Below are 21,351 nucleotides of genomic sequence, written 5' to 3'. Positions count from 1 at the left end.
GGAGACGTCGTGACAGTGGAAGCAGGCGTGGTGCTCGGCGCGGTGACCGACCGGCCGCTCGACCTGGCCGCGCACGAGGCGGCGGTCGCCGACCGCCGGGCCGGCGCGGTGGTGTCCTTCCAGGGCGTGGTCCGCGACCACGACCACGGGCGGGTGGTCACCCGGCTGGAGTACGAGGGCCACCCCACCGCCGAGGCGGTGCTGCGCGAGGTGGCGGCCGAGGTCGCGGCCGACCCGCAGGTGTACGCGGTTGCGGTGTCGCACCGGATCGGCCCGCTGGAGATCGGGGACGTGGCACTGGTGGCGGCCGTCAGCACGGCCCACCGGGCGGCCGCGTTCGCCGCCTGCGCACGCCTGGTCGACGAGGTGAAGGCGCGGCTGCCGATCTGGAAGCGCCAGGTCTTCGACGACGGCACCGAGGAGTGGGTGAACTGCCCCTGAACGCTCAGCGCCGGGCGGCGAGCGCGGCGGTGCGGCCCAGCCGCTCGTGGTAGAACGCCGGTTCGGCGCCGGGGCGCCACGGCAGCGCCGCGACGAGCACGATCAGCGCGATGGCCAGGGAGTTCTCCATCAACGCGCCGAACAGGCCGTCCTGGTAGTGGGACACCTCGGGGAGCTGGTGCTCGTACGGCCAGATCGGTGAGATCAGGAACAGCAGGTAGAGCCCGAGCGCGCCGACGCCGTGGCGGAGCCCGGTGAGCGTCGGGTACCAGATCGGCGGGCGCAGTGCCGGCACGCCGTTGGCCGACGGTCCGCCGGTGCCGCGCGGCGGCAGGCCGCGGCTGGCTTCGCGGCGGCGTACCGCGGCGTCGGCCAGCACGATGATCGCCGGGATGACCCAGATCAGGTGGTGCGACCAGGAGATCGGACTGATCACGTTGGCGGTGAGCCCGACCAGCGTGAACGCGGTCAGCTCGTCGCCGTCGGCGCGGGCGCTCATCGCCCGGGACAGGCCCAGCGCGAGGATCAGCACCGAGAACGCCAGCCAGAGCAGGCCGGGCGTCTCGATCGAGTCGTAGAGCCGCGCCAGCAGACCGGCGAGGGACTGGTTGGCGGTCATGTCCGCCGCGCCGACCCGCTCGGTCTGCCACAGCACGCCGGTGAAGTACGCGCGGGACTCCTCGCCGAGTACGCCGAACGTCGCGATGGTCACGCCGACAGCGGTGCCGACGGCGGTGAGCGCGGCCCGCCACTGCCGGCTGAGCATCAGGTAGGCCACGAACAACGCCGGGGTGAGCTTGACCGCTGTGGCGAGCCCGATGCCCACACCGGCCCAGGCGCCGCTGTAGACGAACCGGGCCAGCGGCGAGTCGGCCGTCTCGTAGTGGGTGCCCCGCTTGGCCCGCCAGCGCAGGCCCACCATGTCCGCCATGATCAGCACGAAGAGCAGCAGGTTGACCTGCCCGTAGCCGAGCGTCTCCCGGGACGGCTCGATGGCGACCGCGAGCGGGGTGACGATGCCGACGGTGAACCAGAGCGGCCAGCCGAGCCGGTCCACGATGGGGCGCAGCAGCGCGGCGAGGACGACAGCGAGCGCGCCGATGCTGGCGAGCGCGTTGACGAAACCGGCGCCGTCGACCGGCAACCAGGACATCGGCAGCATGACCAGGGCGGCGAACGGCGGGTAGGTGAAACCCAGCGTGGTCGAGGGCGCGACGAAGTCGTACAGCTCGTTGCCGCCGGCCCACCACAGCACGGCGCCGTGGTAGATCTTCATGTCGAAGAAGTTGTACGGCCGTCCGAAGGCGCCGATGGCGAGCCACGCGGCGTACGACACGGCGGCGACGACGCCGAGACGCATGACGATCCGGCGGTCGACGCGGGAGGTCGGGGCGAGGCGGTTGGTCCGTCTACCGACTGTCGTCGGCATGGCGTGGCCACCCCCGTACCAAGGTCGTCGTACCCGTCCAGGTCCAGAACGGAGCCTAGAACGGCGCCTCACGTTGCTGCCTCCCGCGTTACGCGACCGTGTCCGATCCCACACGTGTTTTTGACATTTCCACCGCGTTAACGGGTCTCGGACGGTTCAGGTGATTGGTGGCCTTGCGGGGGGTGGCGGCCGTACGAAAACGCTTGTCAGCCGGGCATGCGGCGGGCGGTCGACGCGGAGCGTACGGCGATCTTCGCCTCGCGTCGCGCGGTGCGGACCGCACGCTTGACCGACCGGCGCGAGTGGTCGATCCGGTGGCCGGCGCGCCAGCGCAGGCCCGGCTTGCCCTCGGTGTCGGCGGCGGCGAGGAGGAGGCCACCGAGCAGGCCGAGGTTCTTCAGGAAGTGGATCTGGTTGTTGTTGCGGGCGGCCGGGTCGTCGTTGTTCCAGAAGGCGTGACCGGCGGCGGTGGTCGGGATCAGCGTGGCCGCGAGCACCAGCGCGGCCGGACGGGTGAACCGGCCGGTGGCGAACATCAGGCCGCCGACGAGCTGGGTGGCGGCGTTGGCCCGGATCAGCGAGACCGTGTCGGTGGGGATGCGGGGGTGCACGTTCTGGATCAGCGGGGCGACCTTCCCGGTGACCGGTTCCGCGGCCTGCACCAGGCGTTCCGGGTTGCGCAGGTTGCGGGCGCCGCTGACCACGAAGATGCCGCTCAACATGACTCGGGCGAGGGAGCGCACGGGCTTCATGGCTCAGTCTTACCCCGTCGGGGGCGTCGTCATCCCCGCAACACACGAAAGGTATCGGCCGACGTGGACGTCCGATCGGTATCGATTTCAGCGACCGTCGCGGATGGACCGGTCGCGTTCGGTAAGGTCGCGCGGGTGACGACGCTGCGACTGCGCCCGGAGGGCCCCGCCGACGAGGCGCCGGTGGCCCGGGTGCTGGCCGCCGCCTTCGCCCGCCCCGACGTGGCCACCCCACCGGAGGTCGGCCTGGTCGAGGAGTTGCGGCACAGCCCGGCGTGGATTCCGGAGCTGGCCATGGTCGCCGAGTACGGCGGCGAGGTGGTGGCGTACGCGCTGCTCACGCGCGTCGGCGTACGCACCGAACGTGGCACCTGGCCGGCGCTGGCCCTGGGTCCGGTGGCGGTGGCCCGGCACCGGCAGCGGCTGGGGCACGGCACGGCGGCGGTGCAGGCGGCGCTGGACGCCGCGACCGAGCTGGGCGAACGGCTGGTGGTGGTGCTGGGCGATCCGGCCTACTACCGGCGGTTCGGGTTCGGCCCGGCCGACCGGCTGGGCCTGACCAGTCCCTGGTCGGGGCTGGGGGAGCCGTGGCAGGCGCTGGTGCTGCCGCCGTCGGCGAGCGGAGAGCCGCGACCGCCGGCCGGCGAGGTGGTCTTCCCGCCGCCGTGGTCGCGGGTCTGAGGCCGTTTCGAAAGCAGCGGTCAGGCGGGCTGGGTGCGCAGGTAGCGGCCGAAGTGCGGCACTGTGAACGCCACGGTTCCCCGCTCGCCGGAGTAGATCAGCCCCTTCTTGATCAGCGCGTCCCGGGCCGGGGAGAGGCTGGCCGGCTTGCGGCCGAGCGCGCGGGCGATCTCGGCGGTCGGCACCGCCGCGTCCATGTCGTCCCGGCCGCCCTCCTCACCGTCCACCAGCGCCAGCGTGGCCATCGCACGCATGTACTCGCGTTCGGCGGGGGTGGCCCGTTCGAACCGGGAGCCGAAGAATCCCACCGCCAGCTCGGCCTCCGCCTCGGGCGCGGCGACCCGGACGTCCGCCGCCGTGATCGGTGAGCGGGGCGCGTGGTCCCAGGTGGCCTTGCCGTACGCCTGGACGAAGTAGGGATAGCCGCCGGACTTCTCGTAGAGCAGGTCGAGGGCCTTCTGCTCGTACTCGACCTCCTCCCGCTCGGCCGGCGCGCAGAGCGCCTGGTCGGCGGCGATCCGGTCGAGCCGGTCGATGCGCTGGTAGCGGTAGAGCCGCTCGGAGTAGGACTTGGCGGCGCTGAGGACTGCGGGCAGGTGCGGCAGTCCCGCGCCCACGACGATGAGCGGCGCGCCGAGCTGGGACAGCTCGTGGCAGGCGGCGCAGAGCGCGGAGACGTCCTCGGCGCCGACGTCCTGCATCTCGTCGATGAAGACGGCGATGCCGGTGCCGACGTCGGTGGCGACCGCCGCCGCGTCGCTGAGCAGCTCGACCAGGTCGATCTCGATGTCGCCCGAGTCGGCGCGTCCGCTGCTGGCCGGCACGTCGATGCCGGGCTGCCAGCGGTCGCGCAGCTTGGGCGCCGCGCCACCGCGCCCGGTGGGAGCGGAGCGTTGCGCGAACGCCTTGAGTACGCCGAGGAACGCGTCGATCCGGTCCGGGGCGCGGTGCCGGGGCGCCAGTTCGCGGACCGCCATGTGCAGCGCGGCGGCGATCGGCCGGCGCAGCGACTGGTCCGGCCGGGCCTCGATCTTGCCGGTGCCCCAGAGGTGGTTGATCGCCTCGGAGCGCAGCGTGTTGAGCAGGACCGTCTTGCCCACTCCCCGCAGGCCGGTGAGCATCAGGCTGCGTTCGGGGCGACCGCGGGCGATCCGTTCCAGCACCACGTCGAAGACGTCCAGTTCCCGCCCCCGCCCGGCGAGTTCGGGCGGGCGCTGGCCGGCGCCCGGTGCGTACGGGTTGCGGACCGGATCCACGAATCGCACAGTATCGGGTTCTCTAGCGACCAGGCTAGATGCGCGTAGAGGCGGCTACCGCGTGTCGGCCTCGACATGAAACTAGGGCTGTCTAGCGTGGATGCTAGACAGCCCTAGTTTTGGCTACCGGCCCTGATCCGCGGCGTGCCCGGCGGGGCTGCCGACGCTCAGCGGCGCTTCAGGCAGAGCACGAAGTCGAGCGTGTCCAGCTCACTGTCGAAGAAGTACCAGTCGGTGTAGCCGGCCACCTTCCCGCACTTCGCCTCCGCGTCCTTCTTGCCGCTCGTCGCGCCGTCGATGCGGCGCAGCACCTCGTACGTCTTCGGGGCGCAGTCGGCGATCACCAGCTTCGGCTGGCCGCCGCCACCCTCGTTGGCGACGCACTGGCCCGCCTTGACGAAGCGCGGATCGGTGGAGGAGGCCGGGGCCGCCGTCGTGGGCGTCGTGTCGGCCGGATCGCTCGGCGGCGCCTCGCTCGAATCCGCAGCCGGCGGGGTGGCAGCGGTCGTACCGCCGGTCGGGGTCTGCTCGTCCCGGCCCACCATCCAGTACGCCCCGGCGCCGCCCAGCAGCAGCACGGCCAGCACGATCACGACCACCAGCAGCGGACCCTTCCCGCGCTTCGGCGGCGTCGGCTCGGCGTACGGCGGCTGGCCACCGCCGTACTGCGGCCCGGCGTAGGGGTCGCCCGGATGGCCCTGCTGCGGCGGCCCGGGGGACCAGGCCGGACCGGGCTCGTAACGCTGCGCCGGCGGCCCGTACCGGTCGGCGGGCCCGTACTGCTGCGTGGGCGGCCCGTACTGGTCGGCGGGCGGGCCGTACTGATCGGCCGGCGGACCGTACGGCCGCGCGCCCGGCGGCGGGCCGTACTGCGGGTCGGGCTGCGGGGCGTAACGCGGGTCGCCCTGCGGCGCGTAGCGGGGATCGGGCTGCGGGGCGTAGCCGTCGTCGGGCCGCCCCCAGGGCTCGGGAGAGCCGCCGCCCGGTGGACCGAAGTTCGACATGAACGCCTCCTGCGTACGCCAGTGCTGAGAGGCCGGCCACCAACTGGGGACGCCGACGCCGTGGTCACCGTAGCGTGGTCCCACGATGAGCTCACGCCCCACGAGTGCGACGAACGTCGTCGATTCCGCGACGCCGCCGGCCCGCACCGCGCTGATCTGGACCGCCCTCGTGCTGGTCTACCTGCTCTGGGGCTCGACCTACCTGGGCATCCGGGTCGCGGTCGAGTCCCTGCCGCCACTCATCTCCGCGGCGATGCGGTTCGCCGCCGCCGCGGTGGTGCTCGCCGTGGTGCTGCGCCTGCGGCGCGGACCGGGCGCCCTGCGGGTGCCCGCGCGCCGCGTCGGCTCCGCCGCGCTCGTCGGCGTGCTGCTGCTGGCCGGCGGCAACGGTCTGGTGGTGCTCGCCGAGTCCGGGCCGCCGGGGACCGCCGTACCCTCCGGTGTCGCCGCGCTGCTCGTCGCCACGGTGCCGCTGCTCGTGGTGCTGCTGCGCACGGCAGGCGGGGACCGGCCGCGACCGTGGACGTTCCTCGGGGTGGCGCTCGGCTTCGCCGGCCTGGTCCTGCTCGTGCTGCCCCGCGACGGGGTGGACGGCGTGCCGGTGGCCGGAGCGCTGACAGTGGTGGCAGCGGCGGCGAGCTGGTCGGTCGGCTCGTACCTGTCCGGGAAGATCCTGATGCCCGCCGACCCGTTCGTGGCCACCGTCTACGAGATGGTGGCCGGCGCGGCGGTGCTCGCGCTCGTCGGCGTGGCCCGGGGCGAGCTGCGCGGCTTCTCCTTCGCCGACGTGACCGGACGGTCCTGGGCGGCGATGGCCTACCTGATGGTGGCCGGATCGCTCATCGCGTTCACCGCGTACGTCTGGCTGCTCGCCCACGCGCCGATCTCCCTGGTCTCCACGTACGCGTACGTGAACCCCGTGGTCGCGGTGGCGCTCGGCGCGTTGTTCGTCGCGGAACCGATCACCTCGCAGGTGCTGATGGGCGGCGCGGTCATCGTGGTCGGCGTGGCGGTGGTGGTGAGCACCGAGCGACCCCGCCGGTCCCCGCCACCAGCCGTCGACGGGGCAGCCGGAGAACCTGCCCGGCGGTAGCGTCCCGGTCCGTGTCGGCGCTGCTGGTGACGGGGGTCGCGCTGCTCGGCGCGACGGCCGGGTGGGCGGCGGTGCCGGTCGGCCGGTCGTTCGTCCCAGTGCCCGCCGGCGGCGCTGGGCGCCGGGGCGCGTTCGCCGTGGCCGGCGCCGTGGTGTTCGGCGGGCTCGCCGCCGCCCGGGGCGGCGAGCCGGCGCTACCCGCGTTGCTGCTGGTCGCCGCCGCCGGGCTGGTCCTCGCGGTCACCGACGTGTCCGCGCTGCGGCTGCCCGACCCGCTCGTCGGCGTGGTCGCGCTCGGCGGCGGGCTCGGCCTGACCGCTGCCACGGCGACCGCCGGTGAACCGCGCCGCCTGGCCGTCGCGGTGGCCGGGGCCGCGCTCTCCTTCACCGGGTACGCGCTGCTGGCGCTGCTGCCCCGCGCCCGGCTCGGCTTCGGCGACGTGAAGCTCGCCGCCGCGCTCGGGTTGCCGCTGGGCTGGCTCGGCTGGCCGGCGCTGCGACTCGGGCTGCTCCTGCCGCACGTGCTCGCCGGCCTCGCGGTGCTCGTCCTGCTCGCCGCCGGCCGGGTACGCCGGGACACGCCGGTGCCGTTCGGCCCGGCGCTGCTCGGCGGCGCGTGGCTCGCCGCCGTCCTCACCTGAGAGGTGCCGTCAGATCAGCCGGAGCTGGTGGTCCTTCGGGCGGCGGGGTTCGGTCGCGTCCAGGCGCTCGAACAGCGCCGGGTCGATCACGTCGAGGAACGGCGACGGGCGGGAGTCGCGTTCCGCGCCGTGCCGGGCGCGCCGGCCCGCGTGGCTGACGTAGAGCCGGTCCTGCGCCCGGGTCAGCCCGACGAAGAACAGCCGCCGCTCCTCGGCCACCGCGTCGTCGTCCGGCTCGGAGCCGGGCCAGCGCAGCGGCAGCAGACCGTCCTCGGCGCCGACCAGGAACACCACCGGGAACTCCAGGCCCTTCGCGGCGTGCAGCGTGAGCAGCGTGACGGCCTCGGCACGAGGGTCGAGCGCGTCCACCTCCGCGCCGGTGGCGAGCTGGTTGAGGAACAGCTCCAGATCGTCGCCGCAGCGCCGGGCCAGCGGGGTGAGCAGGTCCACCGCCGTGCGGACGTCCTCGGGACGTACCGCGCCGGAGCCGTCCAGCGTGGGCACCGCGAAGCGCTCAGCCAGGATCTGCCCGGCCTGGCGTACCCGGGCGGCGAGCGAGCCGTCGAGACCGGCGTGGCGCAGCTCGCGGGCGATGGCCGGCACGCCGGGACGGTCGCGCAGCCGGTCGTGCGAGCGCTTCTGCACCGGGATGTTCGCCCGGGCCAGCGCGTCGACGATCGGCGCGGCCTGCGCGTCGGTCCGGTAGAGCACCGCGATGTCGGAGAAGGACAGCGAGGTGGCCCGCCCGTCGATCCGCCCCGAGTCGAGCGAGCGGTGGGACAGGCCGCCGACCAGCTCGTCCACGGTACGGACCACGAAGTCGGCCTCGTCATGGGCGGAACTCGCCGCGTACCGGCCGACCAGCGGCGCCTCCGGGTCGAGCCGGGCCGGGTCGAGACGCCGGCCGCGCACCAGCGACGACGGCGCGATGGCCTGCACGGCGGCGGCCAGGATCGGCGCGGAGGAGCGGTAGTTGCGGTTCAGCCGGACCAGCCGCGCGTCGGTGAAGTCCTGCGAGAAGCGCAGGAAGTAACCCACGTCCGCGCCCCGGAACGAGTAGATCGCCTGGTCCGGGTCACCGATCGCGCACAGGTTGCCGTCCGGCGGGCTGAGCAGCCGCAGCAGGTCGTACTGCACCGCGTCGACGTCCTGGTACTCGTCGACGAAGATCCACTTCCACCGCTCGCGGTACTCCCGGACCAGCTTCCGGTCGCCCTTCAGCAGCGCCACCGGCAGCGTCAGCAGCTCGTCCAGGTCGACCAGGTCCCGCTTGCGCAGCAGCGCCGTGTACCGCTCGTCGTCGTCACCGGCCTCGGCGCGCGCCGCCGCCCGGTCCGCGTCGTCGGCGATCCGGAAGTCTGCCGGCAGCCCGGCCGCCGCCGCGTTCTCCCGCAGCACGGTCAGGCCGAGCGAGTGGAACGTGCCCACAGTGACGTCCTCGGCGACCGGGCCGAGCAGCCCGTCCAGCCGGTGCCGCAGCTCCTCGGCCGCCCGCCGGGTGAACGTGATCGCCAGGCACTGGTCCGGGAAGACGTTCAGCTCCGCACACAGGTACGCGATCCGGTGGGTGAGCGTCCGGGTCTTGCCGGTGCCCGGACCGGCCACGATCAGCAGCGGGCCACCCGGCGCCGACGCGGCCACCCGCTGCATCGCGTCCAGCCGGTCCAGCAGGCCGGTGCCGACCTCCTCCATGCCGGCGAGCATTGGCTCGAACGGCTCGTGCGGGGACGGCGGCGGCGCGATCGGGGGCGCGGGCTGCGGCGTCCGCTTCGGCTCGGGCCGGGCCGCCGCCGGGCGCTTGGCCTTCGGCTTGGGCGCCGGCTCCGCGGGCCGCCGCTGCGCGGGCACCGGTACGTCGAACAGCGTCTCCTGCCCGGCCCGGGCGCCCGAGGCGCCCAGTTCCGCCGGGTCGAACAGCGTGATCACGCCGTACTCGCCGTCGTAGCCCGGCACCCGGCGCACCTCGCCGCGGCGCAGCCGGCCGATGCCCTCCGCGAGCAGCTCGCCGCCGACGCGGCCGATCTCCTCGATCGGCGTACGCGTCAGGATCTCCAGCTCCGGGCCGAGCGCGGCGATCAGCTCGTTGAGCTTGCCCTCGACCTTCTTCGACCGCGCGCCGACCCGGTTCAGCTCGCCCAGGATCTCGGCCAGGGGCACCAGATGGGTCACCTCGCGGGCGTGCGCCGGACGGTGCCCGGCCGGCCGGTCCGCCAGCTCCTCGATCCGGCTGAGTACGCCCACAGTCAGCGGCTTGCCGCACTCCGGGCAGCGTCCGCCGGCCTCGCGGGTCCGTTCCGGCGACCAGTTCACGCCGCACAGGCGGTGCCCGTCGGCGTGGTACTTGCCCTCCTCCGGGAAGAACTCCACGGTGCCCGCCAGCCCGTCGCCGGTACGCAGCGCCTCGCGGATGGCGAAGTAGTCGCGGGCCGCGGTGAGGACGGTTGCCTCCCGGGCCAGCGCGGGCGGCGAGTGCGCGTCCGAGTTCGACACCAGCTGGTAGCGGTCCAGACTGCCGACCCGCCAGTTCATCTCCGGGTCGGACGACAGGCCCGTCTCCACCGCGAAGATGTGCTCGGCCAGGTCGGCGTAACAGTCGGCGATCGCGTCGAAGCCGGACTTCGAGCCGAGCGCGGAGAACCAGGGCGTCCAGATGTGCGCGGGCACCAGGAAGCCGTCCGGGCTCGCCTCCAGCGTGATCTCCAGCAGGTCGCGGGAGTCCAGCCCGAGGATCGGCCGGCCGTCCGAGCCGAGGTTGCCGATCCGGCCCAGCGCGGTGTTGAACCGGGCCACCGCGTCCAGGTCCGGCAGGTAGATCAGGTGGTGCACCTTGCGCGTACGGTCGTCGCGCTTGTAGATCGTGGAGATCTCCACGCTCAGCATGTACCGGACCGGGTCCGCCTCCGCCGCACTGGCGAGCCGGGGCGGCAGTCGCCGGGCGACGTCCCGCTCCGCCTCGGGCGAGAGCCGGTACAGGCCCGGCTCAGCCGGGTGCAGTGTTTCGCGCAGGTGGTCGTACCAGGCGGGATGGGTGAAGTCGCCGGTGCCGAGCACGCCGATGCCCTTACGCCGGGCCCACCAGGCCAGGTTCGGCAGGGTCAGGTCGCGGCTGCACGCGCGGGAGTACTTCGAGTGGATGTGCAGATCCGCGACGTACGGCGGGAGGCCACCGGGGGGTGCGGCGCTGAACGGAGGCACGCCGCATCCTGTCACGTCCGGTCCCCCGCCCGCCCGTCGCCACGCGTACGGGTGACCTGAGCAATGCGGTGCTGGACTCGGCGGCCCATGCACGCTATTGAGCGCGCAGCTCGACGAGCGTCACCTGGGGAGGCGCGCCCACCCGCACCGGCGGGCCCCAGAAACCGGCGCCGTTCGTGACGTAGACCTTCGTGCCGTCGACCTCGCCGAGACCGGAGACCACCGGCTGTTCGAGCTTCACCGCCAGGTTGAACGGCACCATCTGGCCGCCGTGCGTGTGCCCGGAGAGCTGGAGGTCGACGCCGAACTTCGCGGCCTCCTGCGCGGCCACCGGCTGGTGCGCCAGCAGCACCACCGGCCGGCTCGGGTCACGGTCGCCGAGGGCGGCGGCGTAGTCGGCGGGTGCGGCCACCCCGGTGCCGGCGGCGCTCACGTCGTTCACCCCGGCGAGGTCCAGCACGCCGCCCCGGGCCTGGATCTCCTGCCGCTCGTTCTGGAGCACGCGCAGGCCGAGCCGGTCCACCTCGCGGACCCACTCCTCCACGCCGGAGTAGTACTCGTGGTTGCCGGTGACGAAGAAGCTGCCGTACCGGGACTGCAGGTCACGCAGCGGCTCGGCGGCCTCGCCCAGCTCGGCCACCGTGCCGTCGACCAGGTCACCGACCACAGCGACCAGGTCGGCGTCCATCCGGTTGATCATCGCGACGATCCGCTCGGTGTGCGCCCGGCCGCGCAACGGCCCGAGGTGGATGTCGGAGACGGTGGCGATACGCAGGCCGTCCATGCTCCGGGGCAGCTTCGCCAGCGGGATCTGCACCCGGTCGAGCTGCGGCGGACCCATCGCGGTGCGGACGCCGTACCCGGTGACTCCGGCGGCGGTGAGCCCGGCGAAGATCGCCGCCCCACGGGCGAGCAGCAGTCGCCGGGAGGGGTCGTGGTCCGGCGCGTGGGTACCGGCCGGCGGCGCGTCGGCGGGGTCGACCGGCGGCGGCGTCGCGCCCTCCGCCGTCGCCGCGCCCACGAGTGCGGGCTCGGGCTCCGGGCCGGCGGCGACCGCCGAGCGGGCCCGGCGGCGCAGCACCAGCCGGACCACCGCGGTCGGCACCTCCAGCACCAGCAGCAGCACCAGCAGGTAGAACATCAGCGCGACCCAGAGGTAGCCGGGCCAGGCCAGCCAGTACCAGCCGTTGCGGGTGCCGGCCATGGTCACCGGTACGAGCACCGCCAGCGCCGCGATCGCCACGCCACCGGCCCGGCGCCACCGCCCGGGGCGTGTGGTGTCCCGGACCAGCCGCTTCCACAGGTAGAAGTGGATCAGGCCGATCACGAGCACGACGAAGCCCAGGAATGTCGCCATGGCCAGCACGTGTGTCCCCCTCAGCCGCCTGCGAAGGGCGGCAGCACGTCCACCGTCACCCCGGCCGGCAACAGTGCCCGTCGATCATGACAGGCCACGCCGTCGACCAGGAAACTCGCCGCCTTCAGCACCACCGCGAGGCGTTCGCCGTGCCGGGCGGCCAGGTCATCGAGGAGTTCGTCCAGGGACCGGCCGGCGGATGCGGTCTCCTCGGATCGTCCGGCGGCCGCGCGGGCGCCGGCGAAGTAGCGGACCGTCAGTTCCATCCTCAGCCTCCGATCGCCGACATCGAGCGCGCGGGCTGGAGGAACGCCGGGTCGTCGATGCCGTGCCCGGCCCGCTTGGCCCACATCGCGGCACGCCAGCGGCGGGCCAGTTCCTCGTCGTCGGCGCCGTCGCGCAACGCGCCGCGCAGGTCCGACTCCTCGGTGGCGAACAGGCAGTTGCGTACCTGGCCGTCGGCGGTGAGCCGGGTGCGGTCGCAGTCGCCGCAGAACGGCCGGGTCACGCTGGCGATCACCCCGACGCGGGCCGGCCCGCCGTCCACCAGCCACGTCTCGGCCGGTGCCGCGCCCCGCTCGGACGGGTCCGGCGTCAGCGCGAACGCGGCGTGCAGCGAGGCCAGGATCTCGTCGGCGGTGACCATGGTCGAGCGGTCCCAGCCGTGCTGGGCGTCGAGCGGCATCTGCTCGATGAACCGCAGCTCGTAGCCGTGCGCGAGCGCGAACCGCAGCAGCTCCGGCGCCTCGTCGTCGTTCGTGCCGCGCATGAGCACCGAGTTGATCTTCACCGGGGTCAGCCCGGCCTCCGCCGCGCCGGCCAGCCCGGCGAGCACGTCGGCGAGCCGGTCACGGCGGGTCAGCGCGGTGAACCGGTCGCGGTCCAGCGTGTCCAGCGAGACGTTGACGCGGTCCAGCCCGGCCGCGCGCAGCGCCGGCGCCATCCGGGCCAGGCCGATGCCGTTGGTGGTCAGCGAGATGCGCGGCCGGGGCGTGAGCGCGGCGACCGCCGCAACGATGCCGGGCAGGCCCGGGCGGATGAGCGGCTCGCCGCCGGTGAAGCGCACCTCGGTGATGCCGAGCCGCGACACCGCGACACCCACCAGCCGGATGATCTCGTCGTCGGTGAGCAGTTGCGGACCGGCCAGCCAGGGCAGACCCTCGGCCGGCATGCAGTAGGTGCAGCGCAGGTTGCACTTGTCGGTCAGCGAGACCCGCAGGTCCCGCGCGACACGGCCGTACCGGTCGGCGAGGACGCCGTCGCTCGTCCCGGGGGCGCTCATCTGTCGACCGTAGCGCGGTCGGGCCCACGGAGGGCGGCACGGGCGGTCGAGCGCACCGCGTCCGCGTACGCCGCGCCGAAGATCGCGGTGTGCACGAGCAGCAGATGCAACTGGTGCAGCGGCACCCGTTCCCGCCATCCGTCGGCCGGCGGCCACGCCTCCCGGTAGGCGGCCGTGATCCGGTCCAGGTGCGGCGGGCCGCCGAACAGGGCGAGCTGCGCCAGGTCGGTCTCGCGGTGGCCGCCGTGCGCGGCCGGGTCGACCAGCCAGACCCGGCCGTCGGCGCCCCAGAGCAGGTTGCCGGGCCAGAGATCACCGTGCAGCCGGGCCGGCGGCTCGTCACCGCCGAACTCGCCGATCCGGTCGACGACCTGCTCGACGAGCGCCGCCCCGGCGTCGTCGAGCGCGCCGCCGTCGACCGACATGCGCAGGTAGGGCAGGAGCCGGTGCCGGGCGAACCAGTCCGGCCAGGGACCGGGGCCGGGCGTGTTGTCCTGCGGCAGCGCGCCGATGAACCCGGGCCAGTCCGCGCCGAACGCGGGTGCCCCGGCCCGGTGCAGCCCGGCCAGGTCGCGGCCGAACGCCTCCGCGGCCTCCGGCGTCGGTTCGCCGGGCTCCACCCAGTCGAGCGCCAGCAGGTCGGGCAGGGCGACGAGCACATCCGGTACGGGCACCGAGCCGGCCTCGCGCAGCCAGCGCAGCCCGGCCGCCTCGGCGGCGAAGAAGCCCTCCGGCAGCGCACGCGCCGCCCGTTCCGGCCAGGTCTTGGCGAACACCGAGTGCCCGTCGTCGAGCGTCAGCCGGGAGGCCGCGCAGATGTCACCGCCGGAGACCGGGGTCTCCCGGATCCGCTGGTGGGTCAGGAAGGTCGGCAGGTGCTCCGGGTGTGCCCGCAGGTATGCCAGGTCCATGAGCGCAAGGTAGCGGTTACCCCGGACATCCGTGTGCCGAGAAGCGCCGTCGATCACCGCTGACCTGGACCGATACGCTCCGTATCTGTGGACGGACCGCGTGTCGTCCACAGGGGCGGACGCGGTGACCCGCGACCGCCCACGCTCCCGGCATGAACTCCACCGAGCCAGCGCGCCTCTCCGTCCGCTCGCCGGCCGACATGGTCGCGGCCGTGCCCTACCTGCTCGGCTTCCATCCCGCCGACAGCGTCGTGGTGGTCGCCGTACGCGGCCGGCGCGTCGTCTTCGCCGCCCGCGGCGACCTGCCCGCGCCGGGCGCCGACCCCGGCCCGGCAGCCCGGCACCTGGCGCACGTGGTGGCCCGGCAGGACGCCGACGCCGCCACTGTCGTCGGCTACGGTCCGGCCGCCCGGGTGACAGGCGTCGTGGACGCGATCGGCGACGCGCTGACCGCCACCGGGGTGGTGGTGCTCGACGCGCTGCGGGTCACCGAGGGCCGCTGGTTCTCGTACCTGTGCGCCGAGCCGTCCTGCTGCCCGTCCGAGGGCACCCCGTACGACCCGGCCGCCAGCCAGGTCAGCGCGGCGGCGGTGTTCGCCGGTCAGGTGGCCCTGCCCGACCGGGCCGCGCTCGCGGCGCAGGTGTCCCCGCTCGACGGGCCGGTCCGGCTCGCCATGCGCCGGGCCACCGGGCAGGCACGCCTCCGCCTGGCCGCGCTCACCGGACGGCCGTCCTCATCGTCGGTGGAAAGCCCGGTCAGCGGACCACCGGCCGACGGCTCCGGGCCGCACGTGAAGTCCCCGGTTCCGGGCGACGGCTCCGGGCTGGGCGAGGCCGTCCCGGTTTCGGCCGACGGTCCCAGGCTGAGCGGGGAGCCGCTGGTCCCGGCGGACGGTCCCGGGCTGGGCGGGGAGCCGCTTGTCTCGGCAGACGGTCCCGGGTCGGGCGGGGAGCCGCTGGTCCTGGCCGACGGTCCCGGGTCGGATGGGCGGTCGCCGGTCGCGGACGGCGGTGCCGGATCGGGTGGGGAGCCGCGGGCCGTGCGGACGGCGGGCACGGCGGCCGTGCGAGCCGCCTTCCGGCGGCAGCGGCGCGGCGAGCGGCTGGACGACGACGAGGTGGCCTGGCTGACGGTGCTCCTCACCCACGTCGCGGTACGCGACCACGCCTGGTCCCGCACCGACGGCCGGGACGAGGACATCAGCCTCTGGACCGACGTGCTGCGACGCGCCGAGCCGGACCTGATCGCCGCGCCGGGCTGCCTGCTCGCGTTCGCCGCCTGGCGCTCGGGGCACGGGGCACTGGCCGCTGTCGCCCTGGAACGGGTGCTGTCCGCCCACCCCGGCTACTCGCTCGCGGTGCTGCTCGACGAGGCGCTCCGGCGCGGAGTCGCCCCGTCCGCGCTGGACGGGTGGCCCGGTCCCGACGACGGCGCGGTGCTGCGGCGCCGCCGACGCCGGCCACGCCGGTGAGCCGTCAGCCGCCCGGTGGTCAGCCGCCCACCGGGCCGCCGACGCCCGTCACGCCGATGTCCGGTGCTGCCCGGCCGTCAGCCGCCGACGCGCGCCGCCCCGGTGTAGACGTTCATGGTCGGCCCGCGCAGGAAGCCGACCAGCGTCATCCCCGCCTCCTCGGCCAGCTCGACCGCGAGCGTGCTCGGTGCGGACACCGCCGCGAGCAGCGGCACCCCCGCCATCCACGCCTTCTGGGTGAGTTCGAAGCTGGCCCGTCCGGAGACCAGCAGCACGTGCCCGGCCAGCGGCAGCCGCCCTTCCCGGGTGGCCCAGCCGAGCACCTTGTCCACCGCGTTGTGCCGCCCGACGTCCTCGCGCAGCACGACCAGTTCCCCGTCGGCGGTGAAGAGGCCGGCGGCGTGCAGGCCGCCGGTGCGGTCGAAGGCACGCTGCGCGGCGCGCAGCCGGTCCGGCAGCCCCGCGAGCAGATCGGCGGTGACCACCAACGGGTCGTCCTGCACCGCGAACTGCGAGCGGGTCCGCACCGACTCGATGCTCGCCTTGCCGCACACGCCGCACGAGCTGGTGGTGTAGAAGTTGCGCGAAGGGTCGGTGACGGGTTCCGGCACGCCGGGCGAGAGCACCACGTCGACCACGTTGTAGGTGTTCGGGGTCTCCGCCCCGGCGCAGAGCTGCGCGGTGTGCACGTCCTCCGCCGACCGGATCAGCCCTTCGGTGAGCAGGAAGCCGATGGCCAGGTCCAGGTCGTCGCCGGGCGTACGCATAGTCACCGCCAGCGGCCGGCGTCGGCCGGGGCCGGCCGCGCCGACGCGGATCTCCAGCGGCTCCTCCACGGCCAGGGTGTCCTGCCGCCGGATCCGCCCCCGGCCGTCCCCGGCCGCGTCGAGGTCGATCCGCAGCACACCACGCCGATCCGTCGCCCGTCCCATGCCGCCATCCTCCCCGGCCACCCCGCCGCCCGCACCTCGCCCCAGGTCTTCCCACCCACCCCGGCCCCCGGCCACCCCGCCCGGCCGGCCTCGGCCGCCCCAATCCCGATGATCGACACGAGTTCGGCGAAGTGGCGGTGCCGGAGGCCCATGGATGCCACCACCCCGGCGAAAAGCAGTGGATCAACGTCGGAAAACCGCCGAACAACGCCGGGCGCCGACACGAGCCGGGAGGCGGCGGTCGTGGCTGTGGCTACTGTGAGGCGGTGACGGGGTACGCGGCGGTCCTGCTCGCCGGTGGCGCGGCCCGGCGGATGGGCGGGGTGGACAAGCCGGCCCGGGCGGTCGGCGGCCGGCCGATGCTGCACCGGGTGCTGGACGCGGTGGCCGACGCGGACCAGCGGATCGTGGTCGGCTCGTCCGGCCCGCTGCCCAGGGGAGTCCGGACGGCCCGGGAAGAGCCGCCCGGGGGCGGTCCGGTGGCCGCTACGGCAGCCGGGCTGGCGTGGCTCGACCCCGGTACGACGACAGTCGCCGTGCTCGCCGCCGACCTGCCGCTACTCACCACGGCAGCGGTGGCCGAGCTGCGACGCGCGCTCGCCGCCTGTCAGTCCCGTGACGACCCGCCCGCGCTCGCCGCCTGTCACTCCCGCGACGACCCGCCCGCGCTCGCCGCCTGTCAGTCCCGCGACGACCCGCCTGCGCTCGACGCCGCAGCCGCCGGGCCGGAAGACGCACCTGCCGCCGCCCGGCGGGAGACCCTGGACGGTCGATACGCCGCGCTCGCCTGTTACGTGGACGGGGACGGCCGCCGCCAGTACCTCTGCGCGGTCTGGCGGTTGCCGGCCCTGCGGGCCGCCCTCGACCGGCTCGCCGCGACGCGGGGCGGCTCGCTCGACGGGGCGCCGGTACGCGGGCTGCTGGCCGGTGTCGCCGTACGGGAGGTGTCCTGGTCCGGCTCGGGGCCGCCGCCCTGGTTCGACTGCGACACTGACGAGGACGTACGCCGGGCGGAGGAGTGGACGAGATGACGGTGCTGGACGACTGGGTCACGGCGGTCTGCGCCGAACTGGACCTGGACCCGGCGGGGGTGCCCGTGCCGACGGTGCTCGACGTGGCCCGGGACGTGGCCCACCAGGTGGTCCGGCCGGGCGCGCCGGTCACCGCGTACCTGCTGGGGCTGGCGGTGGGGCGCGGCGCGGACCCGGCCGCGGCGGCCGAGCGGCTCAGCGCCCTGGCCGGTTCCTGGCCGGTGGACCTGGGCGGTTCCACACCTGGGGATTAGCGCCTCGCGCGGGATTCGGTCCCCTTCGCGCGTGGGTAGGGTGGCGGGAACGGACGGAGGCGATCATGACGGCAGACCACCCCTCGGCGCCGGTCGACGAGCCTGCCGGCGGCACGCCGGAGCACCACCCCACCGGCGGCACGCCGGAGCACCACGCCACCGGCGGCGCGCCGGAGCACCACGAGTCGATCCTGCTCGACGAGCCGACCACTGCTGATCTGCGGGCCAAGGTCACCGAGGCCTGGCGGGAGTTCGCCCGGGCGCTCGCCGACCGGCTGCGCGGGCTGCCCGCCGGTGGGCACCTGGAGGTCACGCTCGACCCGACCGCCTCGGGCACCGGCGACGCCGTCTACTCGGTGAGCGTGGACGCGGGCGAGGAGGGGCGTCTGTCGGCCCGCGCGGTGGGCAACGCCACGCTGCCGCAGGGCTACCGGCTGGACCGCGCCGCGGTGGCCGACATGGTGGCGCTCGGCTGGTCGCCGCCGGGTGTGGTGCCGGGCTCCGGGGAGCAGTTCGGGCTGGACTGCGGCGTCGACGAGGCGACCCGGCTGGCCGCCGTGCTGTCCCGGACGCTGCGGGACGTCTACGGCGCCCCGCATCCGGCCTTCCTCGTCTACCTGGTGCACGACGCCGAGGGCGAGGCGCTGCCGGTGGAGCCGCTCGGTACCGCCCGCAGCGAGTTCGGCCCGGACCGCGACGTCGAGGCCGACCTGGACGAGGCGCTGGCCGCGGCGGCCGCCGCGCAGTCCGGTGAGAACGACGTGCTGGCGCTGGAGGAGCGGGTCCGCACCGTCGTGTCGACCATGCTGAAGTCGGCGTCCGACCAGCTCCAGGTCGACTCCGACGGCGACATCAACATCCGGGCCGGCTCGGCCATGGTCTTCGTCCGGGTACGCGACAACCCGCCGCTGGTGGACGTGTTCTCGCCGGTGCTGACCGAGGTCGAGCCGACCGAGCGCCTGTACGTGAAGCTCTCCGAGCTGACCAACCGGATGCCGATCGGGCGGCTGTACTGCGCGGACGACACGGTGTGGGCGTCGATCCCGGTGTTCGGCCGCAACTTCCAGCCCACCCACCTGATGCTCGCGGTGCAGGTGATGACCGGTCTCGCGGACGAGCTGGACGACCGCCTGCACGGCGAGTTCGGCGGCAAGCGCTTCTTCGGTGAGGGCGACAAGCCGGCCCGGGCCGAGGAGCACCGCACCGGCATGTACCTCTGAACGCGGCTCACCGTACATCGAGCAGCGTCTTGCCCACCGTCCGACGGGCCTCGATCGCGGCGTGCGCGGCGGCGGCCCGTTCCAGCGGGAAGCGCTGCCCGATCAGCGGACGTAGCCGCCCGGCCGCGCCCTCGCCGAGTGCCGCCTCGGTGAGGGCGCGCAGTTCGTCCGGGCCGGGCCGGGGGCTCAGCAGCGTCACTCCGCGTGCGGCGGCGGACTCGGCCGGGATGTCCGCCCAGGCGCCGCCGGCCAGCCCGAAGCTGAGCATCCGTCCGCCGGGGTCCAGCAGGTCGAACGCCTCCCGGGCGAGCGGCCCGCCCACACCGTCGAACACCAGGTCGACGGCGCCGACGGCGTCCCGGACCCGGCCGGTCCAGCCGGCCCGCCGGTAGTCGACGACCACGTCGAGGCCGGCGGCGCGCAGCACGTCCACCTTGCGGTCGCCGCCGGCGGCGCCCACCACAGTGGCACCGGCCGCCGCTGCCAGCTGTGTGAGCAGCGATCCGACGCCACCGGCCGCCGCCTCGACCAGGACCCGGTCGCCCGGCCGCAGCCCGGCCGCGCGGGCCAGCATCAGGGCGGTCCGGCCGTCGGCCATCAGCGCCACCGCCGCGTCGAGCGCCAAACCCGGGGGTACGGGGACAGGCGCGCCCTGGCCGACCACGACGCGCTCGGCGTACGCGCCGGTGCCGCCGGTGGCGGTGACCACGACGCGGCCGGCGAGCGCCGGGTCGACGTCCGGTCCCAGTGCGGTGATCGTGCCGCCGACCCCGTTACCGGGGATCACCGGGAGTTCGGCGCCGAACGGCCCGAAGCCGCTGGCCCGGAACATGGTCTCGACGAACGTGATGTTCGCGTATGCCACGTCGACGAGCACCTGGCCCGGTCCGGGTGCCGGGTCGGGTGCCGTCCCGGGCACGAGCATCTCCGGTCCGCCGAACTCCCGCAGCCACACCGCACGCATACCGCCCCCTCGCTTCGAGCCGGTCACCAGTGCACGACATGAAGCGAGGTTGAGGTCAAGGCGTCGACGGTCCGACGCCGGGGGACTCGACCAGCCGGGAGAGCACGATGGTGCTGCGGGACGAGGTGACGAACGATTCGGCGCGTAGCCGTTCCAGCGCCTCCTCCAGGTGGGAGATGTCCGCGGCGCGCAGGTGCACGAGCGCGTCCGCCTCGCCGGAGACGGTGTACGCGCCGACCACCTCGGGGTGCCGGCGGGCGGCGGCGCCGATCTGTGCCGGGGTGGTCCGGCCGGCGCAGAACAGCTCGACGAACGCCTCGGTGGTCCAGCCGACGGCGGCCGGGTCGACGACGGCGGTGAACCCGCGGATCACCCCGGCGGATCGGAGTCGGTCGACCCGTCGTTTGACGGCGGGGGCGGAGAGTGACACCCGGCTGCCGATGTCCGCGTACGAGGCGCGGGCATCCGCGACGAGTAACGCAATGATTCGCTGGTCGACCGCGTCTATCTGCAACGTTCTGCTCCTGGGAAGCAATGCTTGTGGCTGTTACCAAAGTTGTACCGTACCTACTCTTGGTGACCGTGAACCAGCAGCGAGTCTCGCGAAAGCGGACATATCTCATGTGCTCGCCCGAGCACTTCACGGTCGAGTACGCGATCAACCCGTGGATGGACGTGACCACGCCGGTCGACGCCGACCTGGCGGTCAAGCAGTGGGACCGGCTGCGCGAGACGCTCGTCGGGCTGGGCCACGAGGTGCACCTGCTGACTCCCGAGGCGGGCCTGCCGGACATGGTCTACGCGGCCAACGGCGCGTTCGTGGTCGACGGCACCGTCTACGGCGCCCGGTTCAAGCACGAGCAGCGGTCCGCCGAGGCCGCCGCGCACCGGGCGTTCTACGAGCAGCACGGCTGGCGGTTCATCGCGCCGAGCGAGACCAACGAGGGTGAGGGCGACTTCGCGTACCTGCCGGAGGCGCACGGCGGCCTGATCCTCGCCGGGTACGGCTTCCGGACCGAGCCGGCCGCGCACGCCGAGGCGCAGGAGGCGCTCGGGCGGCCGGTGGTCTCGCTGCACCTGGTCGACCCGCGCTTCTACCACCTGGACGTCGCGCTGGCCTCGATCGACGACGAGAACATCGTCTACTACCCGGGGGCCTTCTCCGCCGCCAGTCAGAAGGTGCTGGCCCAGCTGTTCCCGGACGGGATCGTCGCGGACGACGAGGACGCGCTGGCGTTCGGCCTGAACCTGGTCAGCGACGGGCTCAACGTGGTGCTGAACAACGAGGCGACCCGGCTCGCCGGCAAGCTGAAGGCCGCCGGCTACCACCCGGTCCCGGTGGAGCTGGCCGAGCTGAAGAAGGGCGGTGGCAGCGTGAAGTGCTGCATCGCCGAGCTGCGGCACTGAGCCACGCCTCGACGCGAAGGGCGGCCTCC

General features: G+C 74.3%; 21 protein-coding genes. 9 read left to right on the top strand and 12 right to left on the bottom strand.

What is annotated here, in order from left to right; genetic code table 11:
- Positions 1-15 precede the first annotated feature (15 nt).
- Entirely contained in the window at positions 16-441 is a 426-nt protein-coding gene (locus ACN27D_RS13190; protein ID WP_358171351.1) for a molybdenum cofactor biosynthesis protein MoaE, read from the top strand.
- A gap of 4 nt (positions 442-445) precedes the next feature.
- Here ACN27D_RS13190 and ACN27D_RS13185 read toward each other — a convergent pair whose 3' ends face one another.
- Positions 446-1,870, bottom strand: a complete 1,425-nt coding sequence (locus ACN27D_RS13185) for a glycosyltransferase 87 family protein (protein ID WP_421499189.1) — start codon at positions 1,868-1,870, stop codon at positions 446-448.
- A gap of 206 nt (positions 1,871-2,076) precedes the next feature.
- Complete coding sequence (locus ACN27D_RS13180) at positions 2,077-2,622, bottom strand: DoxX family protein (RefSeq protein ID WP_120572551.1); 546 nt, start codon at positions 2,620-2,622, stop codon at positions 2,077-2,079.
- Positions 2,623-2,757: 135 nt separating this feature from the next.
- Between ACN27D_RS13180 and ACN27D_RS13175 the strand changes: the two genes are divergently transcribed.
- A complete protein-coding gene (locus ACN27D_RS13175; RefSeq protein ID WP_357898500.1) occupies positions 2,758-3,303 on the top strand; it encodes a GNAT family N-acetyltransferase in 546 nt (181 codons plus the stop codon).
- A 20-nt stretch (positions 3,304-3,323) separates the two neighbouring features.
- Here the strand turns inward: ACN27D_RS13175 and ACN27D_RS13170 are convergent, their stop codons facing one another.
- A complete protein-coding gene (locus ACN27D_RS13170; RefSeq protein WP_120572553.1) occupies positions 3,324-4,559 on the bottom strand; it encodes an ATP-binding protein in 1,236 nt (411 codons plus the stop codon).
- A gap of 167 nt (positions 4,560-4,726) precedes the next feature.
- The gene (locus tag ACN27D_RS13165; RefSeq protein ID WP_358170571.1) at positions 4,727-5,563 is read right to left on the bottom strand and encodes an LppU/SCO3897 family protein; all 837 of its coding nucleotides are present in this window, start codon (positions 5,561-5,563) and stop codon (positions 4,727-4,729) included.
- Positions 5,564-5,648: 85 nt separating this feature from the next.
- Here ACN27D_RS13165 and ACN27D_RS13160 point away from each other — a divergent pair, with 85 nt between their 5' ends.
- Both ACN27D_RS13160 and ACN27D_RS13155 read left to right on the top strand, forming a co-directional pair.
- On the top strand, positions 5,649-6,656 hold the full coding sequence (locus ACN27D_RS13160; protein ID WP_421499188.1) for an EamA family transporter: 1,008 nt from the start codon (positions 5,649-5,651) through the stop codon (positions 6,654-6,656).
- An 11-nt stretch (positions 6,657-6,667) separates the two neighbouring features.
- A complete protein-coding gene (locus ACN27D_RS13155) occupies positions 6,668-7,297 on the top strand; it encodes a prepilin peptidase (protein ID WP_421499187.1) in 630 nt (209 codons plus the stop codon).
- Positions 7,298-7,306: 9 nt separating this feature from the next.
- Here ACN27D_RS13155 and ACN27D_RS13150 read toward each other — a convergent pair whose 3' ends face one another.
- The 5 genes from ACN27D_RS13150 to ACN27D_RS13130 form a co-directional block, all read right to left on the bottom strand.
- The gene (locus ACN27D_RS13150; protein WP_421499186.1) at positions 7,307-10,492 is read right to left on the bottom strand and encodes a UvrD-helicase domain-containing protein; all 3,186 of its coding nucleotides are present in this window, start codon (positions 10,490-10,492) and stop codon (positions 7,307-7,309) included.
- A 94-nt stretch (positions 10,493-10,586) separates the two neighbouring features.
- Positions 10,587-11,849 carry a metallophosphoesterase gene (locus ACN27D_RS13145; RefSeq protein ID WP_358170567.1) on the bottom strand — a complete coding sequence of 421 codons (1,263 nt, stop codon included), beginning with the start codon at positions 11,847-11,849 and terminating at the stop codon, positions 10,587-10,589.
- A gap of 20 nt (positions 11,850-11,869) precedes the next feature.
- Entirely contained in the window at positions 11,870-12,115 is a 246-nt protein-coding gene (locus ACN27D_RS13140) for a MoaD/ThiS family protein (protein WP_013289332.1), read from the bottom strand.
- Positions 12,116-12,117: 2 nt separating this feature from the next.
- Positions 12,118-13,131: a GTP 3',8-cyclase MoaA gene (gene moaA / locus ACN27D_RS13135; protein ID WP_121683402.1), complete on the bottom strand. Its 1,014-nt coding sequence runs from the start codon at positions 13,129-13,131 to the stop codon at positions 12,118-12,120.
- Positions 13,128-14,042 carry a fructosamine kinase family protein gene (locus ACN27D_RS13130; RefSeq protein WP_121683401.1) on the bottom strand — a complete coding sequence of 305 codons (915 nt, stop codon included), beginning with the start codon at positions 14,040-14,042 and terminating at the stop codon, positions 13,128-13,130. Before ACN27D_RS13130 ends, moaA begins: the two co-directional genes overlap by 4 nt.
- Before the next feature lie 152 nt (positions 14,043-14,194).
- On the opposite strand from ACN27D_RS13130, the gene ACN27D_RS13125 reads away from it, so the two are divergent.
- Positions 14,195-15,514, top strand: coding sequence for a DUF4192 domain-containing protein (locus tag ACN27D_RS13125; RefSeq protein ID WP_421499185.1), 1,320 nt, complete (start codon positions 14,195-14,197; stop codon positions 15,512-15,514).
- Between the two features lie 77 nt (positions 15,515-15,591).
- Here ACN27D_RS13125 and fdhD read toward each other — a convergent pair whose 3' ends face one another.
- Positions 15,592-16,446 (bottom strand): formate dehydrogenase accessory sulfurtransferase FdhD, encoded by an 855-nt coding sequence (fdhD, locus tag ACN27D_RS13120; RefSeq protein ID WP_358170564.1) that lies wholly within the window; start codon positions 16,444-16,446, stop codon positions 15,592-15,594.
- Positions 16,447-16,712: 266 nt separating this feature from the next.
- Here fdhD and mobA point away from each other — a divergent pair, with 266 nt between their 5' ends.
- The 3 genes from mobA (at position 16,713) to ACN27D_RS13105 (ending at position 18,951) form a co-directional block, all read left to right on the top strand.
- Positions 16,713-17,477 (top strand): molybdenum cofactor guanylyltransferase, encoded by a 765-nt coding sequence (gene mobA / locus ACN27D_RS13115; protein ID WP_421499184.1) that lies wholly within the window; start codon positions 16,713-16,715, stop codon positions 17,475-17,477.
- Positions 17,474-17,731, top strand: coding sequence for a DUF6457 domain-containing protein (locus ACN27D_RS13110; RefSeq protein ID WP_091415945.1), 258 nt, complete (start codon positions 17,474-17,476; stop codon positions 17,729-17,731). Before mobA ends, ACN27D_RS13110 begins: the two co-directional genes overlap by 4 nt.
- A 65-nt stretch (positions 17,732-17,796) precedes the next feature.
- A complete protein-coding gene (locus tag ACN27D_RS13105; RefSeq protein WP_121683708.1) occupies positions 17,797-18,951 on the top strand; it encodes a T3SS (YopN, CesT) and YbjN peptide-binding chaperone 1 in 1,155 nt (384 codons plus the stop codon).
- Positions 18,952-18,958: 7 nt separating this feature from the next.
- Here ACN27D_RS13105 and ACN27D_RS13100 read toward each other — a convergent pair whose 3' ends face one another.
- Positions 18,959-19,915 (bottom strand): zinc-binding dehydrogenase, encoded by a 957-nt coding sequence (locus tag ACN27D_RS13100; RefSeq protein WP_421499183.1) that lies wholly within the window; start codon positions 19,913-19,915, stop codon positions 18,959-18,961.
- A gap of 55 nt (positions 19,916-19,970) precedes the next feature.
- On the bottom strand, positions 19,971-20,429 hold the full coding sequence (locus ACN27D_RS13095) for an Lrp/AsnC family transcriptional regulator (RefSeq protein WP_013289323.1): 459 nt from the start codon (positions 20,427-20,429) through the stop codon (positions 19,971-19,973).
- A 59-nt stretch (positions 20,430-20,488) separates the two neighbouring features.
- Between ACN27D_RS13095 and ddaH the strand changes: the two genes are divergently transcribed.
- Positions 20,489-21,322: a dimethylargininase gene (ddaH, locus tag ACN27D_RS13090; protein ID WP_421499182.1), complete on the top strand. Its 834-nt coding sequence runs from the start codon at positions 20,489-20,491 to the stop codon at positions 21,320-21,322.
- The last annotated feature ends 29 nt before the right edge of the window (positions 21,323-21,351 follow it).

Source organism: Micromonospora sp. WMMD1274 (assembly GCF_049179035.1).
In the GTDB taxonomy this organism is placed as follows: domain Bacteria; phylum Actinomycetota; class Actinomycetes; order Mycobacteriales; family Micromonosporaceae; genus Micromonospora; species Micromonospora tulbaghiae.
The sequence above is the reverse complement of the archived record's forward strand: the minus strand, read 5'-3'. Positions and strand labels throughout refer to the sequence as shown.